Origin of the sequence: Microvirga sp., assembly GCF_014699075.1 — a bacterium.
Classification (GTDB): domain Bacteria; phylum Pseudomonadota; class Alphaproteobacteria; order Rhizobiales; family Beijerinckiaceae; genus Microvirga.
This window is the reverse complement of sequence record NZ_JACXAB010000001.1, coordinates 537841-555628: the sequence shown is the minus strand read 5'-3', so window position 1 is coordinate 555628 and position 17788 is coordinate 537841. Positions and strand designations below refer to the sequence as shown.

Genomic DNA, 17788 nt, shown 5'->3' with positions numbered 1-17788 from the left:
CAACGGCCCGTCCACAGCGCCAGGGTCGCAGTGCCCGAAGGGAAAGCGCTTTTCCCGGTGATTTCGCTTGGCTCCGGAAGCCTTGGCGTATAGACCGTCCGGCCCTTCCCGTCCGCGCCCGAGGTCCCCATGCCACAACCCCACGATTTTTCCATCGGCATCGATTTCGGCACCAGCAACACGGTCGTGGCGATCGCGAGCCCGGACGGGCAGGTGGAGGCGCTGACTTTCGAGCATGGGGGCGAGAGCCTCAAGGTCTATGTGACCGCGCTCTGCTTCTGGGACGAGCGCCACGGCAACGGCCTGCGGACCCAGGTCGAAGGCGGTCCCTGGGCCATCGAGCAGTTCCTGGAGGGGCTTCATGCCCACCGGTTCATCCAGTCGTTCAAGACCTTCGCAGCGAGCGCCACCTTCAAGGAAACGCGCATCTTCCGGGAGCGCTACGGCTTCGAGGATCTGCTGAGCGCCTTCCTGCGCACCCTCGTGCGCCATGGCGGTTCCCGCCTGGATTGGAGTGCGCGGAACGTCATCATCGGCCGGCCGGTCCAGTTCGCCGGCTACAATCCGAATGACGATCTCGCCATGCAGCGTTACCGGGCCGCGTTTGGTCGCTTGGGGGCGGAGCATGCCCGCTATGTCTATGAGCCTGTGGGCGCGGCCTTCTTCTATGCACGGCAGCTCGACCACGACGCCACCGTGCTCGTGGCCGATTTCGGGGGCGGCACAAGCGACTTTTCCGTCATGCGCTTTTCGAAAGCCGGTGGAGTGCTGCGGGCGGAGCCTCTGGGCCATGCGGGCATCGGGATTGCGGGCGATGCCTTCGATTACCGGATCGTCGACCGGGTCGTCTCGCCCCGCCTCGGCAAAGGCGGGCTCTACCGCTCGATGGACAAGATCCTGTCGATCCCCAACCACTACTACGCCAACTTCGCCCGCTGGAACCAGCTGGCGATGATGAAGGGCAGCGGCGATCTGAAGGAACTGCGGGAGCTCGCCCGTGCCGCCCTCGAGCCCGAACCGCTCGAGAAATTCATCGATATCGTCGAATACGATCTGGGCTTCGCCCTCTATCGCGCCGTGTCGTCGGCCAAGGTGGCGCTCTCAAGCCAGGAGGAAACGGATTTCAGCTTCCGGAGCGAGGGCGTCGACATCCAGGCGCGGATCACTCGCGCCGATTTCGACGGCTGGATTGCCGAGGATGTTCAGAAAATTGCCGGCACCGTGGATGAGGCGCTTGCCAAGGCCGGTGTGAAGCCGGAGCAGATCGAGCGCGTCTTCCTCACCGGCGGCACATCCTTCGTGCCCACCATCCGCCGCCTGTTCGTGGAACGCTTCGGAGAGAGCTGCCTGACCTCCGCCGATCAGTTCGAATCGATCGCCTATGGCCTTGCCCTCATTGGCCAGTCAGAGGAGCCAGGCCGCTGGGCGGTTGCCAACTAGATTTTGGGGGTCCAGCGAGTCTGGCTCTGGCCGCGGCCGAGGTCGCGTTAGGGTAGTGCGCCGGGCGGAAAGCAGGTGTATGAGGGTCCCCTGACCCTTTGCCAAGCTCTGCCATGGAGGAAGCCTTGCTCACCAGTTCAGCCGCCGGCGTCTACGTTATCTGTCCCACGCCCTTCGAGAGCGACGGGCGGCTGGACGTCGCCTCCACCGACCGGATGGTCGAGGCCTATCTGAAGGCCGGCGCGACCGGGCTGACGATTCTCGGGATCATGGGCGAGGCGCCAAAGCTTGCGGCCGACGAGGCATTGGCCTTCGCCCGCCAGGTCATCAAGACGGTGGCCGGCCGGGTTCCCGTGGTCGTCGGCGTGTCCGCAGCGGGTTTTGCCGCCATGTCGGGCCTGTCCTCCAAAGTGATGGATGCGGGCGCCGCCGGTGTGATGATCGCCCCGCCTTCGACCTTGAAGACCGATGACCAGATCGTTTCCTATTATGCCGATGCGATTGAAGCCATCGGTACGGATGTGCCGTGGGTGCTCCAGGACTACCCGCTCACGACGAACGTAGTCATGACCCCAAAGGTGATCATGCGCATCATCGAGCAGAGCCCCTCCTGCGTGATGTTGAAGCACGAGGACTGGCCGGGTCTCGACAAGATCACCACCCTACGCCGCGCGAGCGATTCCGGCCAAGCGCGTCGTGTTTCGATCCTGTGCGGCAACGGCGGCATGTTCCTGCCCTTCGAGATGGAGCGCGGGGCCGACGGTGCCATGACGGGCTACGCCTACCCCGAGATGCTGGTGGGCGTGGTCAACCTCATCAACCAGGGCAAGCGGACAGAGGCGCACGACCTCTTCGACCGGCACCTGCCGCTGGTGCGCTACGAGACGCAGCCCGGCGTCGGTCTGGCTGTCCGCAAATATGTGCTGAAGCGGCGTGGCATCATCGCGACCGACACGCTGCGCAAGCCTGGGCCGAAGCTGAGCCCGGAAACGATCGCCGACATCGAATGGCTGATGGAGCGCATCGAGCGCTCGTAAGACAAGAGGATTCTAAGATGAAAACAGGATTGGAAGGCAAGCGCGCGCTCGTGCTCGGCGCGAGCAAGGGTTTGGGCTTCGGCATTGCCCAAGGACTGGCGGAAGAGGGTGCCCGCGTGGCTATCGCGAGCCGCACGATGGAAGGCTCTAAGGCTGCCGCCGACAAGATCGGCAAGGATGTTGTCCCGTTCATCTGCGACACCGGCAAGGTCGATCAGGTCGATGCGCTGGTCAAGGACGTGATGGAGGCTCTTGGTGGTGTCGACATCCTTGTGCTCAACAGCGGCGGTCCGCCGCCCGGAAAAGCACAGGGCGTGTCGTCCGATCAGTGGCGGCAATCGTTCGATGCGATGTTCGTCAATCTGGTGCGCATCGCCGATCAGGTGCTGCCCGGCATGATCGAGCGCAAGTTCGGCCGCATCATCTCTGTGATCTCGTCCGGCGTCATCCAGCCGATCCCGAACCTCGCCATTTCCAACGCCATCCGCCCCGCGCTCGTGGGCTGGGGTAAGACGCTGGCGAGCGAGGTGGCGTCCTCTGGCGTGACGGTGAATGCCATTGCGCCGGGTCGCATCGCCACCGACCGCCTGAAGCAGCTCGATGCTGCCAATGCCGAGCGCACGGGCCGCTCCGTGGAGGATGTGGCCGCCGCCGCGCGCGCAGGCATTCCGGCCGGCCGCTATGGCGAGATTGAGGAGTTCGCGGCTGCCGCCGTGTTTCTCGCCAGCGAGAAGGCCTCTTTCATGACAGGCTCGATCCTGCGCGTCGATGGCGGACAGATCTCGTCCGTGACCTGATCGACAACGGGTGAGGCAATATCCTGCCTCACCCCACCCTCACGTGATGATGCCGGCTGTGTAGAGAGCAATGCCTGCAGCCGACGTCGCAGCCAGGGTTGGCAACATTCCGACGTGCAAGCGGAACATGGCGACGATGGCGGCCGCCGACAGCAGCAGCGCCCAGAGGTTCACGCTCCCCCACACTGGCGCATCGAAGTTGAAAATGCCCCACTCCACGGGGCGAACGTCCCTGAAGATCGTGTGGATGCCGAACCAGATCGCGAGGTTCAGGATCACGCCCACAACGGCCGCCGTGATGGCCGTCAAGGCGCCGCTTAAGGAGCGGTTGCCGCGCAACACCTCGATGTAAGGAGCACCGAGGAAGATCCAGAGGAAGCAGGGTGCAAAGGTCACCCACGTGGCGAGAAGGCCGCCGAGCGTGCCTGCCAGAAGCGGATGGAGCGCGCCTGCATCCCGAAAGGCTGCCATGAAGCCCACGAACTGCAGCACCATGATCAAGGGACCCGGTGTCGTCTCAGCCATGCCGAGGCCGTCCAGCATCTCTCCGGGCTGCAGCCAGCCATAGGTTTCAACCGCCTGCTGCGCCACATAGGCCAGGACTGCGTAGGCGCCGCCGAAGGTCACCATCGCCATTTTTGAGAAGAAGACCGCAATCTGGCTGAAGACGTTGCCGCCGCCGAGAAGCAGCAGGAGGGCGGCAACCGGCACGAGCCAGAGTGCGAGCCACACGGCGGCGATGCGCAGGCTTCGTCCTGTGCTGGGTCTTGCGTGATCTGGCAGATGTTCTCCGAGCAGGTTGTCGCTTTCCTCTGCACTCTGGCTGCCATGCCCGCCGACCTGAAACTGCTGCAGGTTTGCTCTTCCGCCGAGAAAACCGATCAGGCCGGCTGCCAGGATGATCAACGGGAATGGCGCGTCCAAAAAGAAAATCGCCACGAAGGCAGCCGCCGCTATCCCGATCAAGATCCGGTTCTTGAGCGCCCGCTTGCCAATCCGCACCACCGCTTCGAGTACGATGGCGAGCACGGCCGCCTTCAGGCCGAAGAAAAGCGCCGCAACGAAGCCGACCTCGCCGTAGAGGGCATAGATCCAGCTCAGGCCCATGATGGCGATGATGCCCGGCAGGATGAACAGGCCGCCGGCCATGATGCCGCCGCGCGTGCGGTGCATGAGCCAACCCACATAGGTGGCCAGCTGCTGCGCCTCCGGCCCCGGCAGCAGCATGCAGTAGTTGAGCGCATGGAGAAACCGGCTCTCCGAGATCCAGCGCTTCTCTTCCACCAGGATGCGGTGCATCACGGCGATCTGGCCTGCGGGCCCGCCAAAGCTGAGGGCTGCGACCCGCAGCCAGACCCGGAAGGCTTCGCCGAAGGAGACGCCATGGCTTGGCACGGAGTGAGATGTCGAGCTCTGTGTACCCTGCATCGTCTCGCTCATATCAGGCTCCCGGCTTCTTTGATGGCCAGTTGTGGGTTTCATCGGTAGCATCCCGGCACCAGCGATAGAAGGCGTCATAGAGCAGAAGCCCAGCTTCAAGCTGGGCGAGATCATCTGAATACATGCGCGATAGTCCCAGGGACGCGGCTAGCAGACCAGCCGCTTCAGGAGCAAGGTCAAGTCGAGCCGTGTCGGCACCCCTTACGATCGTGGCGAGGCGTTTCAGGGCTTCGGTGCCGAGACCGAACTCCTCAACCATCACATCGAAGGTGCAAAGCTCCCCGCGGTGGCTCCAGAAGACATTCTCGCCCTCGATGTCGAAGGGCGTCGCCCCAAATCGCTCCACGACGCCAGGAACTTCCGAAGTCGGAACGAACAGGAACACCGCGTTCGGATCAACTAAGCGGCGGATCAGCCATGGACAGGCGATCCGGTCGATCTTAGGGCGCGAGCGGGTCACCCAGATCGTTCGCTCCTGCCGGTTGCGGGATGGAATCCTTGCGCTGGGCACCATTGGCAGGTCAGCCTGGGCCCAGGCCAAACTCCCTCCCTCGAGGGTGTCGGCCGGGATGCCTGTATGGCGGAGCCAGGCTGCAACGCCATGGCTGAGCTTAAGCCCTTTCTGGCAGATCACGATGGCGGATCTGCCTGTGAACTCTTGAGCCCAGTCTGAGACCGTCTCGAACGGACGCCTGATGGAGGCTGGAATGAGACGTGGATCGCTCCTAAAATCCTCTACAGTGCGGACATCAATGAGGACCGGGCACCTGGGTGTGCCGATAAGGCGAGCAAGCTTTTCAGCCGAGATGGTGTTGAATGACGACATGATGCATCCGTGAGTGTTTGGTGCGGATGCGATGCTTGGGCATGTCGCCTCGTGGGGAGATCGCGATCCCCATGAGTGTCATGAAAGTTCAGCCCCGCAATTTTGTCAAATCAATTCAACCGGCTCCGACCCAGCCTCAGAAATCCTGCTCCGAACCTCTCTCGAGCGTCTGAACCACGAGACCATTCTCGACGAGTGTGCTCCAAACGTCCTCGGCCGTATCAGCGAAGTTGACCAGTTCGCGATCCCTTTCGCCCACCATGCCATGTTCGAGGAGAGCGTCGAACTTGATGACGGATTGCCAATAGGCTTTGTCGAAGAGCACGATGGGCAGGGGCGGCGCCTTGCCTGTCTGCCGGAGTGTCAGGATCTCGAACAGTTCGTCCAAGGTGCCGAAACCTCCCGGGAACACCACCAGGGCATTGGCCCGCATGGCCAGATGCATCTTTCGCATCGCGAAATAATGAAAGCGGAAGGTCAGGTCCGGGGTCGAATAGGCGTTGGGCTCCTGCTCGTGCGGCAGGGTGATGTTGAAGCCGATCGATGGCGCCCCCACATCGGATGCCCCCGATTGGCGGCCTCCATAATGCCGGGCCCGCCGCCTGTGGCGATGACATTGTCGCGTGTCCCGCTTGTGACCGTCATCGCGCCGCCGCGCTGCAAAGCGATGGCGCCGAAGGAGCGCGCCTCCTGATACCAGAAGGGATGCCTGCCCGGTCCGTCCTCCCGGATGCGCGCGCTGCCGAACACGACGATGGTCGATCGCACGCCCCAGGTCCGCAGGCTCTCCTCGGCCTTGGCATATTCCAGCATGAACCGCACGCCGCGCGTGGAATCGCCGAGCAGGAAGTCCTGATCAAGCACAGCCAAACGATAGGAGGGCGAGGCCATGTTGGCCGCAGTCGAACGCTTGCTCTCATCCATGGAGTGGGGCTACTTTGCCCCGGCCACGCACAAAGCACAGTTTCGAAGCGGCGTTAATTCCCCAATGGACCGATTGGGAGTTCCTGGGGCCCTGAGGGAGGAATGCCCACCGGCTCGGCTGGGCTGGGGACATCGCTGGGTGTGACGGGTGGCACGCCGACCGGCTCCTGAGGGCTCGGAATGCCGGTGGGGCCCGGATCGGGATGCACGGGCTGGGGTGCAGGATTGGGCACGTCGGGCTGTGGATTGGGGGATGGCGTATCGGACATGTCTCGCATCCTTCTTGGCTCGGTGCCCGACGGCACATTCATGGCATCGCAGTTGCATAACTTAAGCTGCGAACGGGGGATGAACCGGGTTTGTTCCGAGACCTCCCCGCAGAGCAAGGCTGCAATGAATTTTCCCTATAGCCCCTTGCGGCATGCTCGCTATATCAAGGGCAAACAAGGGAAGAGGGCGAAGCACAACCCTCAAGGAAAGCGAGCGCCGGCCGATGAACCACCTGTCTTCAACGAACATTGCCCGTATCCTGCCGGAAGACGGGTTCCAGGGGGCGCTCGTCGGGCGTGTCTGGCGTCCCGGCTTGGGACCGTCGGTGGTTGCCGTGAGGGAGGATGGCCTGTTCGATATCTCCTCCACATGCTCCACGGTCAGCGATCTTGCCGCCATGGATGATCCGGCGCGTGCGTTGAAGGCTGCGCAGGGCGAGAGAGTCGGCTCGCTGGAGGACATTGCTGCCAATACGGCCCCCGACAGCCGCGATTCCTCGAAGCCCTGGCTTTTGGCGCCGATCGACCTTCAGGTCATCAAGGCTGCCGGCGTGACGTTCGCGGTCTCCATGCTGGAGCGTGTCATCGAGGAGCGGGCGCGGGGCGATGCCAGCGCGGCGGCCACCATCCGGGCCGAGGTTCTCCGGCTCGTGGGCGATGATCTCAGCCGTCTCAAGCCGGGCTCCGCCGAGGCCATGGCGCTGAAAGATGTTCTCATGGCCCAGGGTGCCTGGAGCCAGTATCTTGAGGTGGGAATTGGGCCGGACGCGGAGGTCTTCACCAAGGCCCCGACCCTCTCGTCCGTCGGTGCCTTCATGGATGCGGGTCTGCACCCCAAATCCACTTGGAATAACCCTGAGCCGGAAGTGGTGGTGATCGTCACCGCTCAAGGAAAGATCGTGGGCGCGACCCTCGGCAATGACGTGAACCTGCGCGATTTCGAAGGCCGCTCGGCTCTGCTGCTCTCGAAGGCGAAGGACAACAATGCGTCCTGCTCGGTCGGTCCCTTCGTCCGGTTCTTCGACGAGACCTTCTCTCTCGATGATGTACGCCAGACCACGGTGACGCTCACGGTGGAAGGGGAGGACGGGTTCAGGCTCGAAGGTTCATCCTCGATCACGAAGATCAGCCGCGATCCCGAGGATCTGGTCGTCCAGACCGTCGGGCCGCACCATCAATACCCGGACGGTTTTGCGCTTTTCCTGGGAACGATGTTCGCTCCCACGCAGGATCGGGGCGAGCCCGGCATGGGCTTCACCCACAAGCATGGCGACATCGTCACCATAGCAGCGCCTAAACTCGGGGCGCTCATGAACCGCATGAAGCCCAGCTCCGAATGCGAGCCCTGGACCTTTGGTCTGCGCGCACTCATGTCCAACTTGGCCCAGCGGGGCCTCATCAACACCAGACAGGCAGGTTAACGATGACGAAGAACTATATTGCGGGCGAGTGGCTTGCGGCGTCAGAAGCCTCGCCGAACATCAACCCTTCGAACACTGCTGATGTGGTGGGCGAGTTCGCCCGCGCATCGGCGGCGGAAGCCGAGCGCGCCATTGCGGCAGCCTATGATGCTTTCCCGGCCTGGTCGCGCTCCTCGATCCAGCAGCGCCACGACATCCTGAAAAGCGTCGGCGACGAGATCCTGGCCCGCAAGGAAGAACTTGGACGGCTCCTCTCCCGCGAAGAGGGCAAGACGCTCCCCGAGGGCATCGGCGAGGTGACACGCGCGGCCCAGATCTTCCACTTCTTCGCCGGTGAATGCCTGCGGCTGGCCGGCGAGAAGCTGCCATCCGTGCGGCCGCTCATCGACGTGGAGATCACCCGCGAGCCGGTAGGCGTCATCGGCCTGATCACCCCCTGGAACTTCCCCATCGCCATCCCGGCCTGGAAGATCGCCCCGGCGCTGGCCTACGGCAACACGGTGGTGTTCAAGCCCGCCGAGCTGGTGCCGGGCTCTGCCCACGCGCTCTCAGAGATCATCATCCGGGCCGGCGTGCCGGCCGGCGTGTTCAACCTGGTGATGGGCAAGGGCTCGGTGGTGGGCGAGGCCATGCTGCAGAGCCCCAAGGTGTCGGCGATCTCCTTCACCGGCTCGGTGCCCACCGGACGCCGCGTGGCGCAGACCTGCATCACGGCCGATCCGATGAAGAAGCTGCAGCTAGAGATGGGCGGCAAGAACCCGATGGTGGTGCTCGACGATGCCGATCTCAAGGTGGCGGTGGACTGCGCCGTCAACTCAGCTTTCTTCTCCACCGGCCAGCGCTGCACCGCTTCCTCACGGCTGATCGTGACCGAGGGCATTCACGACCGGTTCGTGGCCGCCATGCAGGAGCGCATGGCCGGCTTGGTGGTGGACGATGCCTTGAAGGCCGGCACCCATATCGGCCCGGTGGTGGATCAGGGCCAGCTCGACCAGGACCTGAAGTACATCCGCATCGGCCAGGAGGAGGGCGCCAAGCTGGTGGCGGGTGGCGAGTTGCTCAAGCGCGACGCGCCCGGCTTCTATCTGGAGCCAGCCCTGTTCACGGAGGTGGACAACCGGATGCGGGTGGCGCGCGAAGAGATCTTCGGGCCGGTGGCAACGGTGATCCGGGCCAAGGACTACGACGAGGCGCTGGAGATTGCCAACGACACGCCGTTCGGGCTGTCGTCAGGCATCTGCACCACGAGCCTGAAATACGCTTCCCATTTCAAGCGCAATGCGGAAGCCGGCATGGTAATGGTGAACCTGCCGACCGCCGGTGTGGACTACCATGTGCCATTCGGTGGCCGAAAGGGCTCGTCCTACGGTCCGCGCGAGCAGGGCCGCTATGCAGCCGAGTTCTACACCACGGTGAAGACCGCCTACACCTTCGACGGAAATTCACCCTACGTGCCGAAGACCACAGCAAGCGAGTAACCTCGCTCCTTCGAAGCGCGAAGCATTCCGGCTCCGGCATTTTCTTCAATGAGATGCCGGAGCTTAACCTATGTGATGGACTGACTCTTTGGGTGAACATTGGAGCACATGGATCGAGCTCCATTAACTCTATCGACAAAACTCTGGCAGCTTTTTGCCACATCCATTGAACTTTGCCACGCGAACGCCATCATAGGCTTTCAAGAGATTTCGCTGACACGCTCGAATTTCCGCAGTATCAAACGTTGTTGCATGTCGAATCCAGGCGAGTTGCCTCCGGAGTATGAATTGTAACTTCGTTGTTTTGAGTCAGAATGCTGCAAGTTCTTCGAGCTGGTGCGTAGCGCTCTGTTAATAGTAGAGAACTTAATATGGTTACTTCCCGGCGTTACCTCATTGCCTCTTCTCTTGCGCGACTCATTCGCAAGGAGCGGGGAGGCAATCGTGTCACGGAAGGCCACTTCCCCAATCAGGCCGACCGCAGCTCCTTCGTGGTCGTCGAAGGTGACAAGGGCAGCCTCGTTCTGGTTCACGCGAGCCCCAATGGGCCGATCGAGGAGCGCACCGAGGTTCCGCGGGCTCATGCCGAAGCGCTGCTCGACGTCACGCCGGGCAAGCTCGACTACCTGCTCACGCATCTGACGGTCGGCACCCGCGATATCCAGATCCTCCGCTTCGTGACACCGGGTCCACTCGACCTGATCTCCGTGTTCTTCGAGAGCGAGGACGAGGCCCGCGATTTCCGGCCTCTGTCCTGGTTCGGCGCGGATGTCACGATGGAAGTTCCTTATCAGAACCGCTCCATTGCACTGGAAGGCGCTCCTCAAGCGCCTGACGTTCCCATGTCGAACGCCGCGCTCAACAGCCTGCTCGATGCTCTGGAAAACCGCTATGTGGCGCCGCGGGGTTACACGCCTCATGCACCCGCGCGCAATTCCGCCGAGCAGGCAGGAGGGCAGCAGCGGAATGCCCCTCCGCCGGCACCTGCGGCTCAGGCCAATGAAAGGCCGGCGGCACAGCAGCGCGGTGTTCTGTCCAGGCCCGCCGCTCCGGCAGACACCGACATGCATGACGACGACAACAACGATGACAACGATCTGAACCTCAACATCGAGGACAACGTCATCCGCGAGCTGGCCCGATCGCTCCGGCCTCAGCGCCGCTGATCCGGCTCATTCAAGGAAGCCCCCGATGGCAACATCGGGGGCTTTTTCTTTAGCTCGGCAGCACGACGCAACTGCCTCCCGCCGTGCGGATGTCGCGGCACAGCTGCTCGGCTGCCTGGCGTGTTTCGGCAGGCGCGCGCACGCGATAGAACGTTCTGGTTCCGCGGTAGCGCAGGCGCGTGCCGATGATCATCGGCCGCGCGTCCTTGATCAGGGATGCATAAGCCCCGCTCGCACGCTTGAAGCTTGCGAGCGCTTTGTCCTTCGAGAAATTGCCGGCAAGCTGAACGCCCCAGGGAGCGAAGGGAGCCTCGATCGTGTCGCCACGGCCGGGCACCCGCAGGGTGGCGACGATCTGCAGGCATGTCTGTGGTTCGGTGCTGGATGCCTCCTGGCCTGCGTCCTTCCTGTCTCTTGCATCCGAGGCCCATTCCTCCGCCGACCTGCCCGTGACGGCGATCACGTAGTTCTGGGTCTCGGCTGGTAATCCCCCTCGACCGGCCATCCAGGAGGCGACCCGAGCGGGGCCCCCGTTATAGGCAGCGGCGGCCAATCCCAGGTTGCCGAATTGCTCCGCAAGATGCGCGATGAATTCTGCAGCTTTTGGGATCGCCTGCTCGGGATCGAAGGGATCGGCCAGTCCACGCTCCTTGGCCGTGCCAGGCATGAACTGCGCGATGCCCTGCGCTCCCGCCGGGCTGACGACGTTCGGGCGGAAGGAGCTTTCCTGCCAGATCAGCTTGGTGAGCAGGTCGCGCGGAATTTTTTGAGCCCGTGCAGAGCCTTCGATCAGGCGGCATAGCGCCTGCTCGACTGTTTCGCCGGACGATTGAGCATTGGCGGAGACTGCGCTGCAGCAAAGAAGGATTCCGCAAAGCGCCAGCTGCAAGCGCATGGATACCTCGGTTGAACGGGGCCGTGTGACAACAGATTGTGCCAAGCTACAGATAGGCAATCATGCGCCCTGCCAAGAGCGTGACGACCCAGGCGAGGAGCGACACGAGAGCATAGGTGCGGGCTTCCGGGGGGAGGAAGCCGGCGCGCAGGGCCGCTCCGAAGCGGGCATGAAACAGTGCGACATTGATGAGGCCGAGCGCGATGAACGCGAGCTTCACATAGAAGGCAGGATTGGTCCCAAGCGCACGGGCCTCCACGGCGAGGAGAAGCACGCCCGTCGGGATCTGCACGAGGAGGCCCGTAGCCGCGAGGGGAATGGCATAGCGCCCCACCTGCCAGGCATGTTTGCCATGTTCAGCCAGCACCTTCAGGTCGAAGACGGCGATGCCGCCGACCACGAAAGCGGCGCCGAGCACATGCAGCAGGTTCGCGGCCGTATAAAGCCATGCGGAGTGGCGCCCTGCGTGGCCGAGCCAGGAGCCTTCCAGAGCCGCGAGCAGATCCAGATACATGAGGTGCTAGCGCAGCTCGTAGGTCGTGCCGCCCACGATGATGCGCTCGGCCCTCAATTCGGTATCCGTACGGGTAGAAGGGTAGCCTTCAAGCCTGACCGACGTTCCGGGCTTGAGCATGTCCGGATTCAGGCCCCTCGCGCTCATGCGGAAGGGCGGCGCCAGCACAGCATCCCAATTCTTGTTCTCGTGGGTCACCACCACGGTCACATGGGGGTTCTCCCAATTGGCCTGCTGGATATTGCTCGTAACCGAAACAAGCCGGCCCGCGTCGTAGCTCCCCCAGCCATGATGGGCGACGGCGATGCCGCCTGTCAGAAGAGCACCTGAGAAGAACAATCCGAACAGAGGGTATTTCATGATCATGGCCTCCCGCATCCCCGACAGCGCGTCCCACGCCAGAGTTGATTGTATGGCATATGCCGTCAAGGTGCCGATGCAGAGGGGCGAAGCCCGATCATGGGATCGTGAAGGGAGAGGGCACGATTCGCTCCTCCGCCGAAGCCCGATTATGCTTCCCGTCGCGAATCATCACAGCTTGAGTTCAGTCATGCCCTCGATCCTGAAAGACCTCTGGAACCGCTTTGCAGGCGGAGGCGGCACGAGCGGCCGCGAGGAGCCAGCCGCCGAGGCCATCGAGTACAAAGGCTTCCGCATTCGTCCGGCGCCGTACTCGGCCAAGGGCGGATACCAGACGGCGGGGATCATCGAGAAGGATTCCGAAAACGGGGTGAGGGAGCACCGGTTCGTGCGCGCTGAGACGCATCCAAGCAAGGATGACGCCACCGCCTTCGCGATCACCAAGGGCAAGCAAATCATCGACGAGCAGGGTGATAGAATTTTCGGCTGAGTGATAAAGAACGACGAGCTTCGAACTTTTCCGGCGCACCACCTGCATCTGGGGCGAAACCAATGCCGATTCTGGATGTTGCCTCCGCGAGCATGCGGCAGCGCACCCTGGGATATTCAGTCAGATAATCTGATCAGAACTCATAGAAATATCGATTGGTATTGATCACCGCTGGCCTTTTAGGGTCCCTCGGGGGGCGTTCCAATAACCGTTCACTCAAAGGGAGAGAGTCATGGATAAGAGCCCCAAAGCACCGTCGGGAACGCCGGATCAGGTCCTGACTAACCGGCAGGGCCATCCGATCACCAACAACCAGTCCCAGCGCACCGTTGGAAGCCGCGGCCCGGCCACGCTGGAGAACTATCAGTTCCTTGAGAAGATCACCCATTTCGACCGTGAGCGGATCCCTGAGCGTGTTGTCCATGCCCGTGGTTTCGTCTGCTACGGCGAACTGGAGGTCACCGGCAAGATCGGCGACGAGCCCGCCTCCAAATACACCCGAGCCAAGCTGTTCCAGGAGGCCGGCAAGAAGACGCCGCTCGCCATCCGCTTCTCGACCGTGATCGGTGGCCGCGACTCCTCCGAGACCGCCCGCGACCCGCGCGGCTTCGCCGTGAAGTTCTACACCGAGGACGGCAACTGGGACTTGGTCGGTAACAACCTGGCCGTTTTCTTCATCCGCGATGCCATCAAGTTCCCGGATGTCATCCACTCCCTAAAGCCCGACCCGATCACGTTCCGCCAGGAGCCGAACCGGATCTTCGACTTCATGAGTCAGACCCCGGAATCCATGCACATGCTGACGCATCTGTTCAGCCCGCGCGGCATTCCGGCGAGCTACCGGCACATGGAAGGCTTCGGGGTCAACACCTACAAGATGGTCAATGCCCAGGGCGACACCGTACTGGTGAAGTACCACTTCCATCCGCGCTGCGGCTTGGCGAGCCTGACGGCGGAAGAAGCCGCCAAGGTGCAGGGTCAGGATCTCGGCTCCGCCTCCAAGGATCTCTATGAGGCCATCGAGCGGGGCGAGCACCCGCAATGGGACATGTATGTTCAGATCATGGAGGATCACGACCATCCTGAGCTGGACTGGGACCCGCTCGACGACACCAAAATCTGGCCCGAAAAGGATTTCCCGCTGCGCCACGTGGGCGTCATGACGCTCAACCGCAATGTCCAGGATCACTTCAACGAGAACGAGCAGATCGCCATGGGCACGGGCGTTCTCGTGGATGGGCTCGACTTCTCCGATGACAAGATGCTGGTGGGGCGGACATTCTCCTATTCCGACACCCAGCGCTACCGTGTCGGCACCAACTACCTGCAGCTGCCGGTGAACCAGGCCAAGAACGCGAAAGTTTCCACCAACCTGAACGGCGGGCAGATGTCCTACCGCCGCGATCTGGCGCCGGGGCAGAACCCGCATGTGAACTACGAGCCGTCGATCCATAATGGACTGCATGAGGCGCCTCGCGAGGAGCCGAACAATGCGCCCGAAATCCGCGGACGCCTGACGCGCAGCGTCCTTGAGCGGCGCAACGATTATGTCCAGGCGCGGGGCCGCTACTGCACCATGATGGATTGGGAGCGTGACGACCTCGTCCTCAACCTCGGCACGCTGCTCGGCCAGTGCGAGCGCGACGTGCAGGAACGGATGGTCTGGCACCTGCTGCTCGTCCACGACGATTACGGCACCCAGGTCGGTCAGATGCTCGGCATTACGGCGGATGAAGTACGCAATCTCCAGCCGCTGCCGAAACAGGTGCTGACCGATGAGGACAAGCGCCGTCTCCAGAAGCTGGGCAAGAACGGCGACACAATCGACCCGACGGTCTGGGGACAGTGGACGAGTTCTGTGAAGAACTACAAGGCTTCCGCCGAAGAAGTCCTGGGCGGTATGCGCGATGTTCCGACCGCGCCCGCCACGAAGGAGGCTGCCGAATAGTCCTCAAGAAGATCTAAGACGGAATGGGTCAGGCTTCCTGGCCCATTCTGTTTTCTGGCTCTGCGGTTCTGCGACCCTGCCGGCTGCCCCGGTTCTCGGCATAGGCTTTGGTGAACTCCGCACCGAACAGCAGGATCAGGGACGAATAATAGATCCACAGCAGGATCGTGATGATCGAGGCGGCGGCTCCATAGCTCGAGGCGACGTTGCTCTTGCCGAGATAGTAGCCGATCAGAAACTTGCCGAGGGTGAACAGGAGCGCGGTCACGAGGGAGCCGGTCCAGACGTCGCTCCACTGGAGGTCGACGGACGGCAGCAGCTTGAAGATCATCGCGAACAGGAGCGTGGCGACGGCAAAGGCCACAAGGCTGTTGAGGAAACGCAGGATGATCGTCGCACCTGAAAAATTCGCCTCAAGGTATGATCCGACAGCCGTCACGCCCGTATCGATGACTAGGGAGACGAGAAGCAGGAAGCCGATGCCCAGAACCAGCGCGAGACTGATCAGCCTGGTACGGACGAAACTCATGACTCCATAGCTCGCCGGTGGTTTCGCCTTCCAGATGATGTTCAGGTTGTCTTGGAGCTCGACGACGGCCCCGGTCACCAGGAGCAGAAAGGTGAAGATCCCGATCGTCATGCCGACGATGCCGGAGCCGACATTGCTGGCGCTGGCAATCATCGCCTCGAGCGCCGAGGCCTCGTTGGTGCCGATCATGCCGCCAAGTTCGGCCACAATGGCGCCCTGCGCCGCCTCCCGGCCGAAAGCGAGGCCCGCGACCGCAATGGCGGCAAGCAGCATCGGTGCCAGCGAGAAAACGGTGAAGAAGGCGATGGAGGCGCCGAGACTCATGGCGCGGTCGTTCCACCAGCCTGCGAATGCCACCTTCAAGAGCTGCCACGTTTCGGAGAGCATGCAAGAACCGATCCTGCCGGACGGATCGGTCCGGCCTCGCAAGTGTGTTGCCTTGGCGGTTAACTGGCCGGCACTTCCTCTTGTTCCTGCGAAGGTTCAGGACTGCCTGATCGGTTCACGTGATCGTGGATGCGGCGGCCGTAGCGGTCGCCCGCTTGGCGCAGACGGATGGTCTCCGGCCCTTCTCCCAACGATCCCGCGGCCATGAGGTGGGCACCCAGCTGAAACGCGAGATAGCAGGGCAGCATGAAGGCGAGCAGGGCTTGATCGACCCGACGGCCGCTCTCCTGTCCGACGATCCGACAGAGCCGCGTGGCTTCGGCTTCCGAGAGGTCCAATTCGATGATCGCGCCCGCAATGTCCCAGCTCACGTCCTGGTGGCCGACGAGATCGTGAGCGGCGCTGTGATCGAGCGCATCCGTCTTGATCAGCCTGTCGCTTGAAACGAGCCATTCCCAGGCATGTAGACGATTGTCGGTGCAGATCCGGCGCACTTTGTGCTCGATGATGCTCGGGTCTGCCAGGGATTGCTCCAGGGCCGCAGCAACGTCCTCTCCCAGGGCTTGGCCGGTATTGTAGATTGCCATCTGGCGCAGCGCGTCGAGAGAGGCCCCTTGATCCTCGGCTTCCGGGAAATGCCGGGCGCGGAAGGCCAGATAGGCGCCGACCTGATCGACGAGGCTCTCACGGCTGATGCGGGCGCAATCGAGGCTATCCAGACCCTCGTGCCAACGCTCCACGATGAAGCCGTGGCGGCAGGCGGCCGGTTCCGGCGTGAAACCTGCCTCGTGAAGCTGGCGGGCCATCTGGAACTTCTGTGCGCCAGTCTCACCCAGACCCGCAAATTTGACCAGCCACGCTGTGCCGTTCGCCCGCGCGAGAAACTTGCGCCGTTCCTGCTGGATGTTGGCCGATGGCCATGAGCCTTCGTCCGGGTAGCGCCGGGATCGCCAAGCTCCTCCCGAGATCTCCTCCAGAGGTTGATCCAAAGGCCCCAGGAGGTCTTCCACCCAGCTCTCAAGGTGTTGAACAGGCGCCCCGCGCAGCAGGAGGTCGTCCATGGTGGCGAGGTGGCGCGGAGCGGAGCTCCACCGTGCTTGGTGCCTTACGCTGGCCTGTGGCCCGAGCGCACCACCATGGCTCGGGAAGAAGTGGATCTGGTCCCGCGAGATCCCGGCCTCCTCCAGCCAATCGGCCACCGCCCCGAAAGAGCTGCCGGACAGGCCTGGACCCTCGTCAACGATCGCGAAGGTTTTTCGGCTCTCAGATGTAAGGCTCTTCGTCAGGTCTGGATCGACCCTCACTTCGCGTCCGAACGGGTGGCCGACGGGGCGCAGGGTAATGGGAGCGGGAGCACCCAGTTCTGCCGCCACGAGGGCGCTCAGGCCTGCTCCGATGCTGCGGATGCCAATGACCTGGGTATCCAGACCCAACCCCGAAGCCCTCGCTGCTTCCAGGTAGCTTTCCGGGTAGAGGGCATAGAAGGCATAGCCTTCCGCCTGCTTGGTCCGAATGGTTCGCGACGGATCGAATCCGTGGAGCTTCTCGAAGAAGGCAGGGTGCAGCGGAGAAAGCGCCCCGAAACTGCTGCGCCAAGATTCTTTGACGGCTTGGGCGAGGATGGAAAGGCATTCCATCCCTGCCGCGTGGTCCGCGCTGCGGGCGTCGAAGCCGCGTTCGTGAAACTCCGCATCGATGAGGCCTTGGACGAGTTCGCTCGCGCCGATGAACGCGGTGACGAGAACCCCATGCCGCGCGATGCCGGGCGGCATGGTGAAGGCCTCCGATAGGAGGTTCGTGACGAAGGCCTGCTTGGCTCCAACCGTCTCGGTCCTCTCGATATCGCCGTAGACCAGCATCGGAGGCT

At 62.8% G+C, this 17788-nt stretch carries 16 protein-coding genes and 1 pseudogene; 8 read left to right on the top strand and 9 right to left on the bottom strand.

Annotation, left to right across the window (positions count from 1 at the left end):
* Nucleotides 1-129 precede the first annotated feature (129 nt).
* The 3 genes from IC232_RS02800 (at nucleotide 130) to IC232_RS02790 (ending at nucleotide 3274) form a co-directional block, all read left to right on the top strand.
* Complete coding sequence (locus IC232_RS02800; protein WP_190843356.1) at nucleotides 130-1440, top strand: Hsp70 family protein; 1311 nt, start codon at nucleotides 130-132, stop codon at nucleotides 1438-1440.
* 125 nt (nucleotides 1441-1565) lie between these two features.
* A complete protein-coding gene (locus tag IC232_RS02795) occupies nucleotides 1566-2477 on the top strand; it encodes a dihydrodipicolinate synthase family protein (protein WP_409564837.1) in 912 nt (303 codons plus the stop codon).
* A gap of 17 nt (nucleotides 2478-2494) precedes the next feature.
* Nucleotides 2495-3274, top strand: coding sequence for an SDR family oxidoreductase (locus tag IC232_RS02790; protein WP_190843354.1), 780 nt, complete (start codon nucleotides 2495-2497; stop codon nucleotides 3272-3274).
* 39 nt (nucleotides 3275-3313) lie between these two features.
* Here the strand turns inward: IC232_RS02790 and chrA are convergent, their stop codons facing one another.
* The 4 genes and pseudogenes from chrA to IC232_RS02770 form a co-directional block, all read right to left on the bottom strand.
* Nucleotides 3314-4702 (bottom strand): chromate efflux transporter, encoded by a 1389-nt coding sequence (chrA, locus tag IC232_RS02785; protein WP_409564845.1) that lies wholly within the window; start codon nucleotides 4700-4702, stop codon nucleotides 3314-3316.
* Nucleotides 4703-4715: 13 nt separating this feature from the next.
* Nucleotides 4716-5540, bottom strand: coding sequence for a chromate resistance protein ChrB domain-containing protein (locus tag IC232_RS02780; protein WP_190843352.1), 825 nt, complete (start codon nucleotides 5538-5540; stop codon nucleotides 4716-4718).
* Nucleotides 5541-5676: 136 nt separating this feature from the next.
* A pseudogene (locus IC232_RS02775) lies at nucleotides 5677-6431 on the bottom strand (LOG family protein).
* A gap of 86 nt (nucleotides 6432-6517) precedes the next feature.
* A complete protein-coding gene (locus IC232_RS02770; RefSeq protein ID WP_190843351.1) occupies nucleotides 6518-6733 on the bottom strand; it encodes a hypothetical protein in 216 nt (71 codons plus the stop codon).
* Between the two features lie 224 nt (nucleotides 6734-6957).
* Here IC232_RS02770 and IC232_RS02765 point away from each other — a divergent pair, with 224 nt between their 5' ends.
* From IC232_RS02765 to IC232_RS02755, 3 genes are all read left to right on the top strand, one after another.
* On the top strand, nucleotides 6958-8154 hold the full coding sequence (locus IC232_RS02765; protein WP_190843350.1) for a fumarylacetoacetate hydrolase family protein: 1197 nt from the start codon (nucleotides 6958-6960) through the stop codon (nucleotides 8152-8154).
* Between the two features lie 2 nt (nucleotides 8155-8156).
* On the top strand, nucleotides 8157-9632 hold the full coding sequence (locus IC232_RS02760) for an aldehyde dehydrogenase family protein (RefSeq protein ID WP_190843349.1): 1476 nt from the start codon (nucleotides 8157-8159) through the stop codon (nucleotides 9630-9632).
* A 371-nt stretch (nucleotides 9633-10003) separates the two neighbouring features.
* The gene (locus tag IC232_RS02755; protein WP_190843348.1) at nucleotides 10004-10798 is read left to right on the top strand and encodes a hypothetical protein; all 795 of its coding nucleotides are present in this window, start codon (nucleotides 10004-10006) and stop codon (nucleotides 10796-10798) included.
* A gap of 49 nt (nucleotides 10799-10847) precedes the next feature.
* Here IC232_RS02755 and IC232_RS02750 read toward each other — a convergent pair whose 3' ends face one another.
* The 3 genes from IC232_RS02750 to IC232_RS02740 are packed head-to-tail and all read right to left on the bottom strand — an operon-like array spanning nucleotide 10848 to nucleotide 12567.
* Complete coding sequence (locus tag IC232_RS02750) at nucleotides 10848-11693, bottom strand: lytic transglycosylase domain-containing protein (protein ID WP_190843347.1); 846 nt, start codon at nucleotides 11691-11693, stop codon at nucleotides 10848-10850.
* 46 nt (nucleotides 11694-11739) lie between these two features.
* Entirely contained in the window at nucleotides 11740-12207 is a 468-nt protein-coding gene (locus IC232_RS02745; RefSeq protein WP_190843346.1) for a hypothetical protein, read from the bottom strand.
* Between the two features lie 6 nt (nucleotides 12208-12213).
* Complete coding sequence (locus IC232_RS02740) at nucleotides 12214-12567, bottom strand: DUF6152 family protein (RefSeq protein ID WP_190843345.1); 354 nt, start codon at nucleotides 12565-12567, stop codon at nucleotides 12214-12216.
* A 190-nt stretch (nucleotides 12568-12757) separates the two neighbouring features.
* On the opposite strand from IC232_RS02740, the gene IC232_RS02735 reads away from it, so the two are divergent.
* Together IC232_RS02735 and IC232_RS02730 are read left to right on the top strand one after the other, a co-directional pair.
* Nucleotides 12758-13057, top strand: a complete 300-nt coding sequence (locus IC232_RS02735) for an HlyU family transcriptional regulator (protein WP_190843344.1) — start codon at nucleotides 12758-12760, stop codon at nucleotides 13055-13057.
* Nucleotides 13058-13289: 232 nt separating this feature from the next.
* A complete protein-coding gene (locus IC232_RS02730) occupies nucleotides 13290-15005 on the top strand; it encodes a catalase (RefSeq protein ID WP_190843343.1) in 1716 nt (571 codons plus the stop codon).
* A gap of 28 nt (nucleotides 15006-15033) precedes the next feature.
* Here the strand turns inward: IC232_RS02730 and IC232_RS02725 are convergent, their stop codons facing one another.
* Both IC232_RS02725 and IC232_RS02720 read right to left on the bottom strand, forming a co-directional pair.
* On the bottom strand, nucleotides 15034-15921 hold the full coding sequence (locus IC232_RS02725) for a YihY/virulence factor BrkB family protein (protein WP_190843342.1): 888 nt from the start codon (nucleotides 15919-15921) through the stop codon (nucleotides 15034-15036).
* Between the two features lie 59 nt (nucleotides 15922-15980).
* Nucleotides 15981-17780, bottom strand: coding sequence for a hypothetical protein (locus IC232_RS02720; protein ID WP_190843341.1), 1800 nt, complete (start codon nucleotides 17778-17780; stop codon nucleotides 15981-15983).
* Between the last annotated feature and the right edge of the window lie 8 nt (nucleotides 17781-17788).